The organism is Altererythrobacter sp. MTPC7 (assembly GCF_042851395.1).
In the GTDB taxonomy this organism is placed as follows: Bacteria; Pseudomonadota; Alphaproteobacteria; order Sphingomonadales; family Sphingomonadaceae; genus CAJXSN01.
The window spans coordinates 25,940-44,013 of record NZ_BTGS01000001.1 but is presented as its reverse complement, the minus strand read 5'-3'; the positions used below and the strand labels follow the sequence as shown (position 1 = coordinate 44,013).

16 protein-coding genes and 3 tRNA genes are annotated in these 18,074 nt (G+C 63.7%); 13 read left to right on the top strand and 6 right to left on the bottom strand.

Annotated features, from left to right (window positions below):
* Positions 1-23: 23 nt before the first annotated feature.
* Together ACGHJ7_RS00215 and ACGHJ7_RS00210 are read left to right on the top strand one after the other, a co-directional pair.
* The gene (locus tag ACGHJ7_RS00215; protein ID WP_390473589.1) at positions 24-596 is read left to right on the top strand and encodes a helix-turn-helix domain-containing protein; all 573 of its coding nucleotides are present in this window, start codon (positions 24-26) and stop codon (positions 594-596) included.
* Between the two features lie 11 nt (positions 597-607).
* On the top strand, positions 608-1,813 hold the full coding sequence (locus tag ACGHJ7_RS00210) for a glycosyltransferase (protein ID WP_390473587.1): 1,206 nt from the start codon (positions 608-610) through the stop codon (positions 1,811-1,813).
* A gap of 19 nt (positions 1,814-1,832) precedes the next feature.
* On the opposite strand, the gene secF is transcribed toward ACGHJ7_RS00210, so the two are convergent.
* Genes secF through yajC form a run of 3 tightly spaced genes read right to left on the bottom strand, consistent with a single transcriptional unit; the run spans position 1,833 to position 4,767 of the window.
* Complete coding sequence (gene secF / locus ACGHJ7_RS00205) at positions 1,833-2,816, bottom strand: protein translocase subunit SecF (protein ID WP_390473585.1); 984 nt, start codon at positions 2,814-2,816, stop codon at positions 1,833-1,835.
* A 12-nt stretch (positions 2,817-2,828) separates the two neighbouring features.
* Positions 2,829-4,427, bottom strand: coding sequence for a protein translocase subunit SecD (secD, locus tag ACGHJ7_RS00200; protein WP_390473583.1), 1,599 nt, complete (start codon positions 4,425-4,427; stop codon positions 2,829-2,831).
* 16 nt (positions 4,428-4,443) lie between these two features.
* On the bottom strand, positions 4,444-4,767 hold the full coding sequence (gene yajC, locus ACGHJ7_RS00195) for a preprotein translocase subunit YajC (protein ID WP_390473581.1): 324 nt from the start codon (positions 4,765-4,767) through the stop codon (positions 4,444-4,446).
* 262 nt (positions 4,768-5,029) lie between these two features.
* Here yajC and ACGHJ7_RS00190 point away from each other — a divergent pair.
* The 5 genes from ACGHJ7_RS00190 to accC all read left to right on the top strand — a co-directional run bounded on the left by ACGHJ7_RS00190 (position 5,030) and on the right by accC (position 8,204).
* Positions 5,030-5,106 (top strand) — tRNA-Pro (locus ACGHJ7_RS00190).
* A gap of 134 nt (positions 5,107-5,240) precedes the next feature.
* Positions 5,241-5,654, top strand: coding sequence for a holin family protein (locus ACGHJ7_RS00185; protein ID WP_390473579.1), 414 nt, complete (start codon positions 5,241-5,243; stop codon positions 5,652-5,654).
* 156 nt (positions 5,655-5,810) lie between these two features.
* Positions 5,811-6,245 (top strand): type II 3-dehydroquinate dehydratase, encoded by a 435-nt coding sequence (locus ACGHJ7_RS00180; RefSeq protein ID WP_390473577.1) that lies wholly within the window; start codon positions 5,811-5,813, stop codon positions 6,243-6,245.
* Positions 6,246-6,339: 94 nt separating this feature from the next.
* Positions 6,340-6,843 carry an acetyl-CoA carboxylase biotin carboxyl carrier protein gene (accB, locus tag ACGHJ7_RS00175; protein ID WP_390473575.1) on the top strand — a complete coding sequence of 168 codons (504 nt, stop codon included), beginning with the start codon at positions 6,340-6,342 and terminating at the stop codon, positions 6,841-6,843.
* Positions 6,844-6,854: 11 nt separating this feature from the next.
* Entirely contained in the window at positions 6,855-8,204 is a 1,350-nt protein-coding gene (accC, locus tag ACGHJ7_RS00170; protein ID WP_390473573.1) for an acetyl-CoA carboxylase biotin carboxylase subunit, read from the top strand.
* A 19-nt stretch (positions 8,205-8,223) separates the two neighbouring features.
* Here accC and ACGHJ7_RS00165 read toward each other — a convergent pair whose 3' ends face one another.
* On the bottom strand, positions 8,224-8,688 hold the full coding sequence (locus ACGHJ7_RS00165) for an Lrp/AsnC family transcriptional regulator (protein ID WP_390473571.1): 465 nt from the start codon (positions 8,686-8,688) through the stop codon (positions 8,224-8,226).
* 246 nt (positions 8,689-8,934) lie between these two features.
* Between ACGHJ7_RS00165 and ACGHJ7_RS00160 the strand changes: the two genes are divergently transcribed.
* The 5 genes from ACGHJ7_RS00160 (at position 8,935) to ACGHJ7_RS00140 (ending at position 13,535) form a co-directional block, all read left to right on the top strand.
* Entirely contained in the window at positions 8,935-10,725 is a 1,791-nt protein-coding gene (locus ACGHJ7_RS00160) for a histidine kinase dimerization/phospho-acceptor domain-containing protein (RefSeq protein WP_390473569.1), read from the top strand.
* 60 nt (positions 10,726-10,785) lie between these two features.
* A complete protein-coding gene (locus ACGHJ7_RS00155) occupies positions 10,786-11,790 on the top strand; it encodes a polysaccharide deacetylase family protein (protein WP_390474083.1) in 1,005 nt (334 codons plus the stop codon).
* Between the two features lie 95 nt (positions 11,791-11,885).
* A tRNA-Ile gene (locus ACGHJ7_RS00150) sits at positions 11,886-11,962 on the top strand.
* A gap of 62 nt (positions 11,963-12,024) precedes the next feature.
* Positions 12,025-12,101 (top strand) — tRNA-Pro (locus ACGHJ7_RS00145).
* Between the two features lie 87 nt (positions 12,102-12,188).
* Positions 12,189-13,535: an MATE family efflux transporter gene (locus ACGHJ7_RS00140; protein WP_390473568.1), complete on the top strand. Its 1,347-nt coding sequence runs from the start codon at positions 12,189-12,191 to the stop codon at positions 13,533-13,535.
* Positions 13,536-13,537: 2 nt separating this feature from the next.
* On the opposite strand, the gene ACGHJ7_RS00135 is transcribed toward ACGHJ7_RS00140, so the two are convergent.
* Both ACGHJ7_RS00135 and ACGHJ7_RS00130 read right to left on the bottom strand, forming a co-directional pair.
* Complete coding sequence (locus ACGHJ7_RS00135; protein WP_390473567.1) at positions 13,538-14,755, bottom strand: diguanylate cyclase; 1,218 nt, start codon at positions 14,753-14,755, stop codon at positions 13,538-13,540.
* 80 nt (positions 14,756-14,835) lie between these two features.
* The gene (locus tag ACGHJ7_RS00130; protein WP_390473565.1) at positions 14,836-16,260 is read right to left on the bottom strand and encodes a M28 family peptidase; all 1,425 of its coding nucleotides are present in this window, start codon (positions 16,258-16,260) and stop codon (positions 14,836-14,838) included.
* A 116-nt stretch (positions 16,261-16,376) separates the two neighbouring features.
* On the opposite strand from ACGHJ7_RS00130, the gene ettA reads away from it, so the two are divergent.
* Entirely contained in the window at positions 16,377-18,053 is a 1,677-nt protein-coding gene (gene ettA, locus ACGHJ7_RS00125; RefSeq protein WP_390473563.1) for an energy-dependent translational throttle protein EttA, read from the top strand.
* The last annotated feature ends 21 nt before the right edge of the window (positions 18,054-18,074 follow it).

Genomic DNA, 18,074 nt, shown 5'->3' with positions numbered 1-18,074 from the left:
TTCTCGGCAGCAGGGAGAGACAGGTGATCAATCGCATCAGGGCCATTCGCAAGGACCGCGGCATGACGTTGGCCGAATTGGCGGAAGCCTGCGATCCGAAGACCACGGCGCAAACCATAGGACGGCTCGAAACGGGCATGCGCAACCTGTCGCTCGCCTGGATGGAGCGGATCGCCGCTGCGCTGGAGGTCGACCCGGAAACGCTCGTCCGGTCCGACGGCAACGCACATCCGCAAGTCGTCGCTTCCCTCACCCCGACCGGTCCGGAGGCGCTGCCGACCCCGCTCGATGCTATCCTTCCCGCCGATCTGGCGGGCGAGGGGCAGCTCGTCGTTCTGAACGTCGAGGCGGCCTGCGGTCCGTATCTCGCGGGCGACCAAGTCTGGCTGCGGCAGATCGACCTGCAGGATGCGGGCACGGCGGTAAACCGTGACGTTCTCGTGCCGCGCCCCGGCGGCCGGTTCGCCTTCGGCCGGTTGATCGACCGTCAGGGTTCCATGATCGGACTGCTCCCGCCGAAAATGGGCGCGAAGCAGCAGGTCGTGGACGCACCGGCGTGGATCGCCGTGTGCGAAATGCTCATCCGCCGTCTGTAGGATTGCAGCGCGTGAAACGTGTCCTCTCGATTTCGACGCTGTATCCCAACGCGGCCCGCCCCCGCTTCGGAACCTTTGTCGCCCGTTCTCTCGAGGCACTGCAGCGCGAGACACAGTGGGATGTGACGGTCATCAACCCGATCGGCCTGCCGCCGATCCGCTTCGGTCATTACAGCGAGCTTGGCGATGCTGCCCGGGGCGGGACGGAGCACGGGGTGATGGTTCACAGGCCCACCTTCCCGCTCCTGCCCAAGCTGGGGGGACGGATAAATCCGCGCCTGATCGCGCGCAGCATCCTACCGCTGGTCCGCAAGCTGCATGCGGAGGCGCCGTTCGATATGGTCGATGCGCAGTTCTTCTACCCGGACGGACCGGCCGCCGCGGACATCGCGAAGGAGCTGCGACTGCCCTTCTCGATCAAGGCACGCGGCGCCGATATTCATTACTGGGGCGCGAAATCCTACGCCAACCGGATTATGCGCGAAGCCGCCGATGACGCTGCCGGGCTGCTGTCGGTTTGCGAGGCTCTGGCGCAGGACATGGCCGCGATCTGCCTCCCGTCAGGGAAGACCACGATCCATTACACGGGCCTCGACCGTGACCTGTTCCGGCCACTCAACCATACAAAGCTGCGGGAACGGCTGGCGAGCGAGCTCGGCGTGGACCTGCAAGGCGACGCTCCGATCCTGGCGACAGTCGGCGCGCTGATCGAGCGCAAGGGACAGGCGCTCGTCATAGAGGCTCTGAGAGACCTGCCCGGTGCACGGTTGCTGCTGGTCGGCAAAGGCGAGGACGAGGCCGCACTGAAAGCGCTGGCGACGGAAGGCGGCCTGGCCGACCGGGTGCATTTCCTCGGCCTGCTGGACCACAAGATGCTGCCTCTCGTCCTGTCCGCCGCCGACGTGATGGTCTTGCCCTCAGCCAGCGAGGGTCTGGCGAATGCATGGGTCGAGGCGCTGGCGTGCGGCACACCGATCGTGATTACCGATGCAGGCGGGGCCCGCGAAGTCGTGACCGATCCCGCCGCCGGAACGATTGTCGAGCGCGACGCAGCATCGATCGCCTCGGGCGTGCGGCAGGTTCTGGACCGTCCCGCGGATCGTCAGGGGACCGCAGCCATGGCGGACCGTTTCGACTGGCGCGTCAATGGGCGCATGTTGGGCGAATATTTCGATCGCCTGCTTGCGGAGCGCGAAGGCGCGGCCGGGAGCGTCTGAACGCGTCCCGGCCAGCCCGTCAGGCGGTTTCGCCGCGCGCGACCTTTTCCTGCCTGTCCGCCTCGGTTTCGCGGGGGATGAAGCTGTCGCTCGACACACCGAGCCAGATCAGGATCGGTGCTGCCATGTAGACCGAGCTGTAAGTGCCCACGAACAGGCCGAGGACGATAGCCGCAACCAGGCCGAACAGGCTGGCGGGCCCGTAAAACAGCAGCGGCAGCAAGGCCACGAGCAGGGTCAGCGAAGTCATGACAGTCCGTGCGAGCGTCTCGTTCACCGAGAGGTCGAGCAGTTCCGCCATCGGCATCTTGCGGAACTTCTTCAGGTTCTCGCGGATGCGGTCGTAGACGACGATGGTGTCGTTCAGCGAGTAGCCGATGATCGCCAGGATCGCGGCGATGATCTGGAGGCTGAACTCCATCTGGAACAGGGCGAACATCCCCAGCGTCAGGGAGACGTCGTGCGCCAGCGCGAACAAGGCGCCCACACCGAACTGCCATTCGAAACGGATCCAGATATAGATCGCGATGGCGACCATCGCCGCAAGCAGGGCCCATATCGCTGCAGAGCGGAATTCTCCCGAAACCTTGCCGGAAACGGAATCGACGCCGTCAACGCGGACATTGGGATGGTCCTCGCTCAGCGTGTCGGTGATTTCACGGGTCAGACGGTCGGCGAATTCCTTGTCGCCCTCGGCCTCCGGCGGCAATTTCACACGGATCGAGACTTCGTTCGGCGCGCCGAAGCGCTGCACCACCGGATCGCCGATTTCATCGATCGCGACCAGCGACTGGCGGATTTCCGGGATCGGGGCCTCGGCCTCGCCGACGAAGGTCGCGCGGATTTCCTGCCCGCCGGCGAAATCGACGCCGTAATTCAGGCCCTTGGTCATAACCAGGCCCCAGCTCGCCGCGATCAGCAGGAGGCTGACAACGTAGAAGGGAATCCGCCATTTCAGGAAGCGGATATTGGTGTCGTCGGGAACGAGTTTGAGAAGTTTCATCGGCCGCGCTCCCTAAATATGCAGCTCTGACGGGCGCTTGGCCCGAAGCCATCCCGCGACCCACATGCGGGTCAGCACGACGGCGGTGAAGACGGACGTGAACAGGCCGATGATCAGAACCACGGCAAAACCGCGGATCGGACCGCTGCCGAAGAGGAACAGCAGCACGCCGGCAATGAAGTTGGTGACGTTGGCGTCGTAAATCGCCCGGCTCGCTTCCTTGTACCCGGTCTCGACCGCGGCGACGACACGCCGCCCCCGGCGACGTTCCTCCCGGATGCGTTCGTTGATCAGCACGTTGGCATCGACCGCCGCGCCGATCGTCAGGACGAAGCCCGCGATCCCCGGCAAGGTCAGCGTGGTGTTGAGGACCGCCATGATGCCGAGGATCATCAGCACGTTCAGCACCAGAGCTGCCGTCGCATAGATACCGAAGCGGCCATAAGTCGCGATCATCAGTCCCACCACCAGCAGCGATCCCAGCGACATCGCGATCAGGCCTCGGCGGATGGAGTCCGCGCCGAGATCGGGGCCGACCGTGCGTTCCTCGACCACGGCGAGATCGACAGGCAGGGCGCCAGAGCGAAGCGAGATCGCCAGCTGGTTTGCCGTTTCCGCGGTGAAGCTGCCCGAAATCTGCGCGCTACCGCCCAGGATCGGTTCGTTGATGTTCGGGGCAGAGAGAACCTCGCCATCGAGGATGATGGCGAACGGCTTGTTCACGTTCTGCGTCGTCAACTGCGCGAACCGCTGGCCGCCCTGCTGATCGAAGGTGATGTTCACCACGTCCTGCTGGTTCTGCTGGTCGACACCGGCCTGCGCGTTGATCAGGTTGTCGCCCTGGATCCCGCCGAGTCGACGCACCGCGATGGACTGCCCTTCGAATGGCGTCCCTGCCGCATAGGGGAAGATCTGGCTGCCCGGGGACGCAATGCCCTGCTGGACATCGCTCGGCAGGGCGGACTGGTCGACCAGCTTGAACTCGAGCTGGGCGGTCTGGCCCAGCAGGTCCTTGAGTTGGTCCGGATCCTGCAGGCCCGGCACCTGGACCACGATCCGGGTGTCGCCCTGGCGGATGATCGTCGGCTCGCGCGTTCCCAGTTCGTCAATACGCTTGCGGACGACCTCGGTGGCGCTGTCCATCGCCTGCGTAATGGCGGTTTCCAGACCGGCTTCGGTCTGGGTGAAGACCACGCGTGAGGAATCGACGACGCTCAATTCCCATTCCTGAACCAGACCCTCGCCGTTCATCAGCGGGGTCAGCAATTCGCGGGTGCGGTCGATCTCGCCCGAATCTTCCAGCATGAAGGAGAGCTGCCCGTCCCCGGTCGAGACGTCGCCGATGCGGATGCGCGGTTCTGCGTCGCGCAGGGCGCTGCGAACGCCCTCTTCCATGTTTTCCAGCCGCTGCGCTGCAACCTGGTCAGGCTCGGCCTCTAGGAGAATATGGCTACCGCCTGCGAGGTCGAGACCAAGATTGACGGTGGGATCGGGCAGCGCCTCTGGCCAGCCGATGCTGGTCGAGGACAGCAGGGAAGGCAGCGCCGCGAGGCAGGCCACCAGTGTCAGGCCCCAGAGCCAGACCTTTTTCCAGCGCGGAAATTCGAGCATTGTCGCCTTGTCCCGATCAGTCGTTGGCCGGTTTCGCACCGGCTGGCGGGATCACGTCGCCGATCGTTGCCTTCACGGCCTTCACGCGCGTTCCGCCGCCAAGGTCGAGCTCGGCATAGTCGTCGTCCACCTTGACGACCTTGCCCACCAGACCGCCTGCGGTCACGACCTTGTCGCCTTTCTTGATGCCGGCGACCTTTTCCTGGTGTTCCTTCTGCCGCTTCATCTGCGGACGAATGATCAGGAACCAGAAGATGAGGCCCATGCCGACGAGCGGCAGGAACTGGACCCAGGCGGGCGGCGCTTCGGCGCTGGCCGCGGCAGTAAGAATATCGAGCATGAGAAATCCGGTACCTGGTTCGGTTCGAAACAACTGGTTTGTATCGCCGGACGGGTGCTTGCAGCCCGTTCCGCGTATCAAGGCGCAGCGCCTAGCAACATTGCGATGGCGGGGCAATGAATAGGATTAGCGGGAATACACGCCCTCAGCGGCACCGTGATAGCCTCCCGCTACCCTGCCCGGCGGCATCCGAATGCCGGACGGCCAAGAACTGCGCTTGCCTCTGCCGTAACCCGACACTATAGGCGCGGCTTCCACTGATCGGGACGTGGCGCAGTCTGGTAGCGCACTATACTGGGGGTGTAGGGGTCGCTGGTTCGAATCCAGTCGTCCCGACCAGTGGTTTCCCCTCTTCCACGACAAACATTCCGAACCCGCCCGCCCGCGGGCGGCGGATCGTCGCCTCAGAAAAGCCTGTCCTACACGAACCCATATGGTTACGTGGTGCGTTTCCATTTTCCCGGAGACGACCCATGCCACTCATCGAATCGCTCATCGGCCCGATCGCCAGCATCATCGACCGCATCATCCCGGACAAGGAAGCCCGGGCGAAAGCGAAGCTGGAACTGCTCAAACTCGAAGGCAGCCACGAACTGAAGGCGATCGAGGCCCGGCTGTCGGCCATCGTCGCCGAGGCACAATCCCGCGATCCATGGACCAGCCGGGCGCGGCCGAGCTTTCTCTATGTAATGTACGCCATCATCCTTGCCGCCCTGCCCATGGGCGTGCTGGCCGCTTTCAGCCCGGACACGGCCCGTGCGATCGCGGATGGCATGAACGCCTATCTCGGCGGGCTTCCCGAACCGCTCTTCGCGCTCTTCGGTACCGGTTATCTCGGCTACACCGCGGCGCGGCAATGGGGAAAGGTGAAAGGCGTCGATGCCTGATGTCCCATATGGGACATGTGCAGGCAGCAATCTCCGGATCATAGGCGAGCCAGCGACCCAAGCTGGACTTTGCCCCGCCCGCCCCTAACCGGGCGGGGCACTTTTTCGCGACAAGATATTTGGCAGCCGCCCGCGTGACGCCCTATGCGGACGAGCATGAGCAGCACGGTTTTCATCCTCAACGGCCCCAACCTCAACCTTCTCGGCACGCGCGAGCCGGAGATTTACGGGTCGACCACCCTGGCGGAGATCGAGGCGCAATGCCTAGAGTTGGCCGATGTGCTCGGCTTCGAAATCGTCTTTCGCCAGAGCAACCATGAAGGCGACCTCGTCGACTGGCTTCACGAGGCGCAGGCGGCCGGGGCGAAGGCTGTGCTCGTAAACGCCGCAGCCTATACGCACACCTCCATCGCCCTGCTCGACGCGGCCAAGGCGATCGCTGTGCCGGTCATCGAAATTCACCTGTCCGATCCCCGCACGCGCGAGGATTTCCGCCACGTTTCCTATATCGGCGAAGCCTGCGTCGATACGGTCCAGGGCATGGGACCGGGCTCCTACACCGAAGGGTTGAAACGCGCATCGCGGCTCTGAGACCGCCGCGTTTGCAGAGTGGGATGGCTCTGCCCCCTTGCCAGAGAGCGCGCACCTGCCCATAGGTCGCGGTCTGGCAAATAACGGGAAAACAATGGCCGAAAGCAAGGCAAATGCAGGGCGTAAGTCCGGAATGAATGTCGACACGAAGCTCGTTCGCGAACTGGCGGAAATGCTGGGCGACACGGGCCTGACAGAGATCGAGGTGGAAGACGGCGACCGCAAGGTCCGGGTTGCGCGGCAGATGACCGCTGCCCCTGCCGCCGCTGCACCGGCACCGGTCGCGGCAGCCGCTCCAGCCGCTGCGCCGGCCGCCTCTTCAGCAGCCGCGCCCGTTGCCGCCGACGACAGCGCCGCTGCCGATGCCGATGCGATGACCTCCCCCATGGTCGGCACCGCATACCTGGCTGCAGAGCCCGGCGCTGCGCCTTTCGTGAGGGTGGGCGATGCCGTGAAGGAAGGCGACACCATCCTGATCGTGGAGGCGATGAAGGTCATGAACCCGATCGCTGCCGATCGTGCAGGTACAGTGTCGAAAATCCTCGTCGACAACGCGCAGCCGGTCGAATTCGGCCAGCCGCTCGTCGTCATCTCGTAAGGCGGTTTCGCGTGCCAATTACCCGCATCCTGATTGCCAATCGCGGCGAGATTGCGCTGCGCATCCACCGCGCCGCACAAGAAATGGGCATCGAGACGGTCGCCGTGCATTCCACTGCCGATGCCGACGCCATGCATGTCCGGCTGGCAAACCATGCCGTCTGCATCGGGCCGCCGCCTGCGACCGACAGCTACCTCAATGTCGCTGCGATCATTTCCGCTGCCGAAGTCGCGCAGTGCGATGCGATCCATCCCGGCTACGGCTTCCTGTCCGAGAATGCGAAATTCGCGGAAATCGTGGAAGCGCACGACATCAAATGGATCGGGCCGAAGCCCGAGCACATCCGCACGATGGGCGACAAGGTAGAGGCGAAGCGTACCGCGGGCGCGCTCGGCCTGCCGCTGGTTCCCGGCAGCGACGGTGCGGTATCGGACATCGAGGACGCACGTCGGATCGCGGACGAAATCGGCTATCCTGTCATCATCAAGGCCGCCAGCGGCGGCGGCGGGCGCGGAATGAAGGTGTGCGAGAGCGAAGACACGCTCGAAACGCTCATGAAACAGGCCGGGAGCGAGGCGAAATCGGCATTCGGCGATGCCACTGTCTATATCGAGAAATATCTCGGCAATCCGCGCCACATCGAATTCCAGGTTTTCGGCGATGGTGAAGGGAAAGCCATCCATCTTGGCGAACGCGACTGTTCGTTGCAGCGGCGCCACCAGAAAGTTCTGGAAGAGGCACCCTCCCCGGTTCTTTCGAGCGAGGACCGTCACCGGATGGGTGAGATCTGTTCCAAGGCGATGTCCGACATGGGCTATCGCGGGGCAGGTACGATCGAATTCCTGTGGGAAGACGGCGAGTTCTACTTCATCGAAATGAACACGCGCCTGCAGGTCGAGCATCCGGTGACTGAGATGATCACGGGGATCGACCTTGTGCGCGAACAGATCCGTATCGCGGCCGGCAAGCCTCTTTCCGTGACCCAGTCGGAAGTCACCTTCAGCGGCCATGCGATCGAATGCCGCATCAATGCCGAAGATCCCTTCACCTTCGCCCCCTCACCGGGTGAAGTGACGGCGTATCACGCAGCCGGCGGAATGCATGTGCGCGTCGATAGCGGCCTCTATGCCGGGTATCGCATCCCGCCTTACTACGACTCGATGATCGCCAAGCTGATCGTCTATGGTCGCAGCCGTGAGAAATGCATCATGCGGCTGCGTAGGGCGCTGGAAGAAATGGTCGTCGAAGGCGTGAAGACCTCGATCCCGCTGCATCAGGAACTGATCAGGCAGGACGATGTGCTGGCAGGCGACTACTCGATCAAGTGGCTGGAAGAATGGCTGGAAACGCGCTCGGATTAAGCGCGATTCCCAAGCCTGATCAGCCGAGAGGCACACCCGGCTCCAGCTTGCTGGTACGGATTGTCAGGGACGTTTTGACGCTGGCGACATTGGGTGCCGGCGTCAGCTTGCTGGTCAGGAATTCCTGAAAACTCTGCAGGTCGTTGCTCACGATCTTCAGGATGAAATCGATCTCGCCATTGAGCATATGAACTTCGCGAACTTCCGGCAGGGCGTGCATCGCCTGCTCGAATTCGCGCAGGTCGCCTTCGGCTTGGCTCTTCAGGCTGACCATGGCGAAGACGGTGAGTGCGAAACCGAGCCGCGATGGATCGAGCTCGGCATGATAGCCGCGTATCACCCCGCCCTCTTCCAGTGCGCGCACACGGCGAAGACATGGCGGCGCCGTCAGGCCGACGCGCTGCGCCAGTTCGACATTCGTGATCCGGCCCTCGTCCTGCAATTCTGCAAGCAAGCGCATGTCGATATCATCGAGATTCGCCATTGAATTTTCCCTGCCCTGTTTGCCCGCTGCGCGGACCTGCACCCTAGGCCAATTTTCCGCTAGTTCCGCGAAACGAAACACCGGAATCCGGCACTCTTCAACAAGATTATTTTTTCTGCCAGCAATTGTCCCGCTTTGCAACGCGCCTGCCATTTGCGGCACGAAAGCCTCCTTTGCTGGTAGGGGTTCCAGCCGTGCCATTGGGCCCGAAGTGGCTCACTGATTTTTCCGGAGAATTTCCCGAATATGCTGTTCGATGATCGCCTTGCCACAGTGCTGCGCCACCGCGCAGCGGGCGATCGTGCGAAGCAGACCCAGTTCCGGCAATTGCTGGACCTGTTGGGGCGTCGGCAGCGGGGGTCCGACGAAAGCCTGCGCGCGGCCGCATGGCTCCGGTTGGCGGCTCTCGGCGAAACGATCCCGGCAGAGGCGCGGGCGACGATGATCCGCGATCCGGGGCTTCGTTTCCACAGCCCCGAACTGGCAGCCCATTTTGCAGAGGACGAACCTGCCGTTGCGGCCGCAGCGCTCGCCACTGCGCAGCTTCGGGAGGACGACTGGGAAGCGTTGATCCCCCGCTTGCCGATCCGCGCTCGCGGGTTCCTTCGCTTGCGCAACGATCTGCCACCTGCGGCCATGCGGCTGCTCGACCGGCTCGGCATAAGCGATCGCGGATTGCCGGTTCCCGAGGCCGATTCTTCGCAGGAAGAAGAGCCCGAGAGCTCCGCAGCGGTATCGGACAGTGAAAAAACGGCCCCGCGCCCCGGCAGTAGACGCAAGCCTCCTCGCCTTGTCATGCCGCGGCCAGCGAACGACGCACTGGAGCATCAGGAAACCGGCGAAAGCGAAACACCGAAGCGGCGCAGCGGCACATCGATCGGCACGCTTGTCGAGCGGATCGAGGCATTCCAGAAGGAGCGGACGCGCAAACAGGGCGCCGCCCCGCTCGCAACCGCACAGCCGGGTATCGGTGCCCCCACCCTGCCGCTGGGTGACGAGGCCAATTTCGGCGAGCCCGCTGTTCTGGGCTTCGCATTTACCACCGACGCCGTGGGACGCATCGACTGGGCCGATCCGCAGGTTGCCCCCTCCCTGATGCACATGGCGATTGCCCCCATGCTGGGTACGTCCGACCGGAAGGTATTCCTTCAGCACCGCCCGCTTCGTAGGGCGACTGCGACGCTTGACGGGGCGCCGATCATTACCGGTGAATGGCTGTGCGATTCCGCGCCGCAATTCACAACTGACGAGGGCCGTTTCATCGGTCATGCAGGCCGTATGCGTCGCGTCGTAGCGGACGGCCAGCAAGCATCGGACGAGGCTGCAGATGCGAACAACCATGTGCGGCAGATGCTCCACGAGCTTCGCACCCCGGTCAACGCGATCCAGGGCTTTGCCGAGCTGATCCAGCAAAAATTGTTCGGGCCCGTGCCCCACGAATATCGCGCCCTCGCGGCAGCCATTGCAGGCGACAGCGCACGCATGCTGGCGGGCTTCGACGAACTCGACCGGCTGGCAAAACTCGAAACCGGCGCGATGGAACTGGAAAGCGGGGCGGCGGACCAGTCGGGTGTGGTCGCGGCGGTCAGCCAGCGGCTGGGGGCGATCCTGGAGCCGCGCGGAGCCGGGTTCCAGCTGGACCTGCCGGAAACCATCGATGTCGCCCTGACACGCGACGATTTGGAAGGGATCATCTGGCGCATCCTCGCATCGTTGGCTGCCGGCCTGACACCGGGCGAGACATCGCAGGTAACGCTGGTCGGCGACAGGCATCACAGCTGGATGGAGCTGGCCTTGCCTGCGTCCATGGCAAAGCTGGACGATATCTTTGCAGCCGGACGAACCGGCACGCCCGGGGCCGCCAGCGCCGGGGCCTTCGGCCAGGGGATCGCGCTGAGGCTCGCCAGGGCCGAGGCCCGCGCCGCAGGCGGCGACCTTGCAAGGGTGGACGCGCGAATTATCCTTACCCTGCCCCGCTTGACCGCGCCGCGCGCCGAACCTAGCGATTCCGGCAGCGCACAAGGGGCAAGTGGGTAGCGCCGCCCGTCTGCCCGTCTATCGATCAATCCGGCGCGGATCGGAAATCGCGTGACGAACATGCTGGACCCGCCTCCCGCTGCTGGCATGGCACGGTTCGCCAACGGTTTCGGCCGGCGGGTGCTGCTAACGGTGGACACGGAAGAAGAGTTCGACTGGGGTAAGCCCTTCAGCGCGACCGAACACGGGCTGGAGCATGTGCGCCACTTGCGCTCTTTCCAGGAATTCAGCGAAAATCTGGGTGTCAGCCCGGTTTACCTGGTCGATTGGCCGATTGCACATTCGCCCATGGCCCGGGAAGTCCTCGGAGATGCCGCCCGTCGCGGCAAGGCAGAGATCGGCATACAATTGCACCCATGGGTCAATCCTCCGCACGACGAGGAAGTGAACCAGCACAACAGCTATGCCGGCAATCTATCGCCGCAGCTGGAGCGGCGTAAATTCATCCGGCTGCGCGAGGCGATCGAGCAGAATTTCGGCGTTACGCCCTTGGTTTACCGTGCCGGGCGATACGGGCTTGGCCCGCAAACTGCCGCGTTGCTGGCCGAGCAGGGCGTGGCCGTGGATACATCGGTCCGGTCCAATTTCGACTACCGCGCGGATGGCGGTGCGGATTACAGCCGCCATCCTTTGCGTCCGTACTGGATCGGCGGCGATCGCCGCATTCTCGAATTGCCACTGACGACGGTGTATTGGGGCCTGCTCCGGAAACAGGGCGCGATGCTGGAGCCCTTGCTCGGCTCCATCCCCTTTCTGGGCGGCATGGCATCGCGTCTGGGCCTGCTCGAAAAGATCCCGCTCACCCCGGAAGGGGTATCGACCGAAGAAGCGTTGCGCGGGATCGACATGGCGCTCGACGACGATCTCCCTCTTCTGGTGCTGTCTTTCCATAGCCCCTCGCTTGCCCCGGGCCACACGCCCTATGTGACCAGCGAACGCAGTGTCGACTCGCTCTACGACTGGTTCCGCGAGGTCTATGCCTATCTCGGCCAGCGCGGCGTGCAGAACACGACGGTCGCCGAGATCATGGAAATGGTCTCTCTGGAAAATGCGCACGACGCATGACAGGACGAGAGACTGCTTGCAGCGCGGCCTAAGCATCGCTAGGCGGCGCAAACCGGAGGCGCGCCCTTACCGACGCGCCTCCCTTGTCCTGGTAGGGGCCTGTAGCTCAGTTGGTTAGAGCTGGCCGCTCATAACGGCTAGGTCGCGGGTTCGAGTCCTGCCGGGCCCACCAGAGCCCAGATCGACCGGCCAGATCGGCTGGCCAGATCGACCGGGACGGACGGCGGAAGATGTCGGGGAGTGGCGCAGCCTGGTAGCGCATCTGTTTTGGGAACAGAGGGTCGCAGGTTCGAATCCTGTCTCCCCGACCACTTCCGCCAGTCACCGGTCCCCACCAACGTCGCGGCCTGTATGCAAGTCGGGTTGCGTCGACGCCGCAGGCGTTTACCGCTGCCCTTGTGAGCCGCAATTCTTCCCCTGCCCTGATCGATAACCGCGCCATATGGGCGATCGCTCTTCCGGCCATGGTGACCAATGTCGCCACCGCGCTGATCGGCATCGGCGACATGTGGATCGTAGGAAGGCTGGAAGATGCCGCAACGCAAGGCGCGGTCGATATCGGCGCACGCCTGTTCGCCGTACTCTTCACGGTCATGAACTTCCTCAAGACCGGGACGACCGGCCTTGTCGCGCAAGAAGGAACGCGCGCCGGTGAGGAAGCGCAGGTGGCCATGCTGGTTCGCGGACTGTTCGTCGGTCTGGTGATTGCCGGGCTGCTGCTGCTGTTCAAACCGGTGATCCTGCCTGCCCTCCTCGCCGCGCTCGGTGCCCGGGCAGACGTGCTGGAAGCGGCGCGCATCTATGCCGATATCCGTTACTGGACCGCGCCTGCGGTCATGGCGAACCTGGCGCTGATCGGCTTCCTCGTCGGACGCCGCCAGATGACGGCCGTGCTGCTGTTCGAGGTGGCGTACAATGCCCTGAACATCGCGCTGGGCCTGCTGTTCGTCCTGCGGCTGGACATGGGAATAGAGGGCATCGGATGGTCCAGCTTCATCGCAGAATACGTGAAGCTTGCCGCAGTGACTGCATTCGTGTTTCGCGGCCCGGTCCTCGCGCATTTCCGCACGATTGCCGCGACGGGCGCATCCATAAGCTGGCGCACGCTTGCGCCTTTCCTGAGCACAAATCGCGACCTCTTCCTGCGCACGGTCATTCTGATGATTGCCCTTGCCGCCCTGACCCGGCTCAGCGCGGAACGCGGCCCGGCGATGCTGGCTGCCAACGGCATCCTGTATCAGCTCTTCGTCTTGACCGCGCTGCTTCTGGACGGTTTCGAGAATGCAGCGCAGGTCCTCAATGGCGAGCGCATGGGAGCCCGGGACCGGGAGGGGTTCAAGAGATACATCAAGGCGATCCTGCTTCGCGGATTCGCCGCGGCGGCAGTGGTCTCGCTCGGATTTCTTCTGCTGGCCGATCCGATCCTCGCCAGTTTTGCAGCGACCGACCGGGTACGGGATATCGCGCAGCAAAGCGGCTGGTGGCTCGCCATCATCCCCTTCGCAGGCGTCGCCGGGTTCGTCTTCGATGGCGTTTACGTAGGCGCCAGCTGGACCCGCGCCCTGCTCGTAACAATGGTGGGAGCTGCGCTGGTCTTCGCCGTTTCCCTCTGGATGACGTGGGGCTGGGGCAATGCGGGGCTATGGTTCAGCTTCACGCTCTTCCTCGGCCTGAGAGCCGCGTTGCAGGTGGTTCTGATGCCCGGGCAGATGGCTGCCAGCTTCGGCGAGTGCGCGAAAACCTGAGGTCAGGCGGCTGCCCGGATCGATGCAGACCCCTGAAACGGACGCTTGACCGGCAGGGTATCGAGTTCGGGCTCGCCCTCCCCGTCATGCTGGACCGTATTCCGACCTGCGTCCTTCGCCTTGTAGAGGGCAGCATCGGCCTGGCCGAACAATCGGCCATAACCATCGTCGCCGCTGAACGCCGCGACGCCGAAACTGGCTGTCAGGTGGATATCGTCCGGCAGTCCGTCGATCTCTGCACGCGTCAGGGCGATGCGGATGCGCTCCGCCAGCCGGGCCGCAGCGCTTCCGCTGCAATTCCAGACCGCGATGCAGAACTCCTCACCCCCGACGCGTCCTGCAATATCCGTTTCGCGGATTGTCGAACGGATCAACTGGCCGAACACGGCGATGGCGTTGTCCCCCACCTGGTGTCCCCAGATATCGTTGACCTTCTTGAAATGGTCGAGGTCCGCCACGATCAGCGCCACCGGCTTGTCCCGCGACTTTGATCGGGCGAGCATGGCAAGCGCATCCTGTTCGAAGGCACGGCGGCTTTGCAGGCCGGTCAGCAAGTCGGTATCCGCAGTCTTCCGCTCCAGGTCGAGCTGGTCCAGGATGGTCGACGCAAGCAGGGTAAGCGCCAGGATAAGCGAGAAAACGGCCACCGCGATGACCATGACCGCATAATAGACCGAATCCCTGTATTCCTGCGCGGTAATCGTTTCCTCGAGAATGAAGGTCGCGGCCGGCCGGATGAAAAACTGCGCTGCAATAAATGCAAAGAGCCAGAAAATCGCCCGGTCCACCAAGTCCCGCCGCGCGGCGAGGCCCATTGCATGCGCACCGAGGATGAAGATCAGGCCATAAGCCGAGTTTGCGACATACAGCCGCGGGTTCTGGTCGAGCCCATAGGTGGACGCGATCATCAGGATCGAGCTGATAACGCCGATGATAACGAAATAGGCGGGCTCCATATGCTGCCCGACCCTGCGGGCCGCCCCGGCTGCCAGTAGGCTGCACGATGTGGAATAGAACACATGCATCAGCAGGATCGGCAAACGCGCAGACGGGTCGGACACGAAATGAAAGGTCAGGAAGCCGCCTGCAAGCATGGCATAGCCGCCAGCGAAGAACGCCACGTGACGGCGCGACTTGTCGCGCATCCAGAGCAACAGGAAAAGCGAGGCAAACACCAGCGCAATCGCCGGATTTATCAGCCCCATGATTTGTTGCTGCACGTGGTCTACCCCCTCTCGCCGCAGGGATAGGCCGCAATGGTTAAAACCCGGTTGAAGTATCGGCGCTTTCCCGAGGGGAATCAGTCGATTTTCGGCGCGCCCTCGATCGGTTCCGCTTCGTTGGCGAGGATGCCGACGACCTGCGTCCAGACCGCGACGTTCTGGCGCAGTTGGACGGGATCGATCTTGTCCAGCGTATCGTCCGGCGTGTGATGCAGGTCGAAATAGCGCGTTCCATCTTGCTGCAGGTCGATGATCGCCCCACCCTGGTCGCGGCTGATATTGATGTCCGCGCCGCCGCTCGCCCTGATCGTGCTGTCCGCAACACCGAAGCGGGCGATGGAGGCCGCGAGCCGGGCGTGCAGGTCGGGATTGGTGTCCCGGAAATTGCTTTCGAAACGCCAGATGCGGTCGGCCCCGAAATCGCTTTCCAGCCCGACACCGATTTTCTCGTCGATATGCGCCTTGCTATAGGCGACACTGCCGAACAGGCCGACTTCCTCGGCCCCGGCCATCAGGACCCGGATGGTGCGTAGGGGCTGGCCCGCCTCGCCCACATTACGCGCGGCCGCCGCAACGATGCCGCAGCCTGCCCCGTCGTCGAAGGCGCCGGGCGCGTTCCACCAGCTGTCGATATGACAGGCGACAAGGACCGGCGGAAGCGAGGGATCGCGGCCCACGATCTCGCCCACCACATTGCCGCTGGTCGTCGTGCCGAGATTACGCGGCGTCAGGGTCAGCTTCATCGTGATGGGGCGCCCGTTTGCGCGGTCGAACATGCGTTCCAGATTGGCAGCGTCGGGCAGGCTGAGTGCACCGGCTGGCGTCGGCACCGCACGGCCGACATCGCTCGATCCGTCCGGATTGCGGAAGGTCGTGCCCCCGACATGGGGGTTGCGATGATAGTCGGTCCCCACGGACTTGATGACCGTGGCAATCGCGCCCTTGCTCTTGGCAAGACCGGCACCGATCCACCGCGCCGGGCCGGCAAAGCCGTATTGCGACCCGTCCTGCGTCGGCGTCATGGAATGCGAGATGTAGGCGATCTTGCCCTGCAGGCTTCCCTGGGGGGCCGCAGCCAATGCGGCAACGTTCTCGAACTCGACGACTTCTGCCACGATGCCGTCCGGCCCGGTCGATGCGCTGCCGCCAAGGGGCTGGATCACCAGGGGCTGCGGGAACGGGCTGACGATTTCCGCGCGGTGCAGCTCGCCCGGAACCCATGTTTCCATCTGGAACGGTTCATCGGCAACGTTGGCGAAGCCGTTGGCACGCAGCCAGGCGACGGCCCAGTCGCGCCCGCGCTTCTCCGCCTCGGTCCCTGCCTGCCGCGGACCGACTTCGGTCGTGATCCCTTCGACGAAATCCCAGGCCAGCGTATCGTCCGTCAGCGCCCGGTCCGCTGCGGCGGCCAAGGCATCGCCGGTCAGGCGGTCGTCCGCGTGAGCGGGCGTGGTCGTGGCGAGAAGCGGCAGGGCGGCGAGCGCGAGCATGGTCTTTTTCATGGCCGGCATAGCTAGGGGCGCGCGCTTCCCAAGTCCAGCTTGCCCAAGGGGGCCCGCGCGCCTATCTGGGCGCCACACATTCCATTCGCATACGACCGATCTGAAGGACGACCCCGATGGCCGCGCAATACGCCTATGTCATGAAGAACATGACCAAGACTTTCCCCGGTGCCCCGAAGCCGGTGCTGAAGGATATCAACCTGCAATTCTATCAGGGTGCGAAGATCGGCATCGTCGGCCCCAACGGTGCGGGCAAGTCGACCCTGATGAAGATCATGGCGGGTATCGATACCGATTTCGCCGGGGAAGCATGGCCGGGCGAGAACATCACCGTGGGCTACCTGCCGCAGGAACCGCAGCTCGACGAGAGCAAGACGGTGCTCGAAAACGTCAAAGACGGTGCGCGCGACATCGCCGACAAGGTCGATCGCTTCAACGAGATCACGGGCCTGATGGGCGATCCGGACCGCGACGATTTCGACGACCTGATGACCGAAATGGGCACGCTGCAGGAAGAGATCGACGCCGTCGATGGCTGGACGCTCGACAACCAGCTGGAGATCGCGATGGAGGCTTTACGCTGCCCGCCGTCCGACGCCGATGTCAGCAATCTTTCGGGTGGTGAGAAACGCCGCGTCGCCCTGACCCGCCTGCTGATCCAGAAGCCTGGCATCCTGCTGCTGGACGAACCGACCAACCACCTCGACGCGGAATCCGTCACCTGGCTGGAAAACCACCTGAAGGAATATGCGGGCGCGGTCCTGATGATTACCCATGACCGCTACTTCCTCGACAATGTCGTGGGCTGGATCCTGGAACTCGATCGCGGGTCGTACTACCCCTACGAGGGGAATTACTCGACCTATCTCGACAAGAAGGCCAAGCGCCTGGCGCAGGAAGAGCGCGAGGATTCCGGTCGCCAGAAGGCTCTCAACGAGGAGCTGGAGTGGATCCGCCAGAACCCGAAGGGTCGCCAGACGAAATCGAAGGCGCGCCTTCGCAAGTTCGAACAATTGCAGGAGGCCCAGGCGGATCGTAGGCCGGGCAAGGCGCAGATCGTCATCCAGGTGCCCGAACGCCTCGGCAGCCAGGTGATCGAGGCGCACGGCATCTCGAAGAGCTTCGGCGACAAGCTGCTGTTCGAAGACCTCAGCTTCACGCTACCGCCGGGCGGCATCGTCGGCATCATCGGCCCGAACGGCGCCGGCAAGTCGACCTTGTTCAAGATCATCACCGGTCAGGAAGAACCCGACAGCGGCTCGATCAAGATCGGCGACACCGTGCACCTGGGCTATGTCGACCAGAGCCGCGACGACCTGACGCCGAGCAACAATGTCTGGGAGGAAATCTCCGACGGTCTCGACTACATGAAGGTCAACGGCCACGACATGAGCACGCGTGCCTATGTCGGCGCCTTCAACTTCAAGGGGCAGGACCAGCAGAAGAACGTCGGCAAACTGTCGGGCGGCGAACGCAACCGCGTCCACATGGCCAAGATGCTGAAGGAAGGCGGCAACGTCCTGCTGCTGGACGAACCGACCAACGACCTCGACGTGGAAACCCTGCGCGCTCTGGAAGACGCGATCGAGAACTTCGCCGGCTGCGCCGTGGTCATCTCGCATGACCGTTTCTTCCTCGACCGCCTGGCGACGCATATCCTGGCGTTCGAAGGCAACAGCCACGTCGAGTGGTTCGAAGGCAATTTCGAGGCTTACGAGGAAGACAAGCGCCGCCGCCTGGGCGATGCGGCCGACCGGCCGACGCGTCTCGCCTACAAGAAGCTGACGCGCTGACGCAGGCTTGAGTGAAACTCG

What these genes read in the sequence shown, in the direction of transcription:
- secF (WP_390473585.1), bottom strand. Translation starts at nt 2,816, where the DNA reads ATGAAACTTCTCAAACTCGTTCCCGACGACACCAATATCCGCTTCCTG.
- secD (WP_390473583.1), bottom strand. Translation starts at nt 4,427, where the DNA reads ATGCTCGAATTTCCGCGCTGGAAAAAGGTCTGGCTCTGGGGCCTGACA.
- yajC (WP_390473581.1), bottom strand. Translation starts at nt 4,767, where the DNA reads ATGCTCGATATTCTTACTGCCGCGGCCAGCGCCGAAGCGCCGCCCGCC.
- ACGHJ7_RS00185 (WP_390473579.1), top strand. Translation starts at nt 5,241, where the DNA reads ATGCCACTCATCGAATCGCTCATCGGCCCGATCGCCAGCATCATCGAC.
- ACGHJ7_RS00180 (WP_390473577.1), top strand. Translation starts at nt 5,811, where the DNA reads ATGAGCAGCACGGTTTTCATCCTCAACGGCCCCAACCTCAACCTTCTC.
- accB (WP_390473575.1), top strand. Translation starts at nt 6,340, where the DNA reads ATGGCCGAAAGCAAGGCAAATGCAGGGCGTAAGTCCGGAATGAATGTC.
- ACGHJ7_RS00165 (WP_390473571.1), bottom strand. Translation starts at nt 8,688, where the DNA reads ATGGCGAATCTCGATGATATCGACATGCGCTTGCTTGCAGAATTGCAG.
- ACGHJ7_RS00160 (WP_390473569.1), top strand. Translation starts at nt 8,935, where the DNA reads ATGCTGTTCGATGATCGCCTTGCCACAGTGCTGCGCCACCGCGCAGCG.
- ACGHJ7_RS00155 (WP_390474083.1), top strand. Translation starts at nt 10,786, where the DNA reads ATGCTGGACCCGCCTCCCGCTGCTGGCATGGCACGGTTCGCCAACGGT.
- ACGHJ7_RS00130 (WP_390473565.1), bottom strand. Translation starts at nt 16,260, where the DNA reads ATGAAAAAGACCATGCTCGCGCTCGCCGCCCTGCCGCTTCTCGCCACG.
- ettA (WP_390473563.1), top strand. Translation starts at nt 16,377, where the DNA reads ATGGCCGCGCAATACGCCTATGTCATGAAGAACATGACCAAGACTTTC.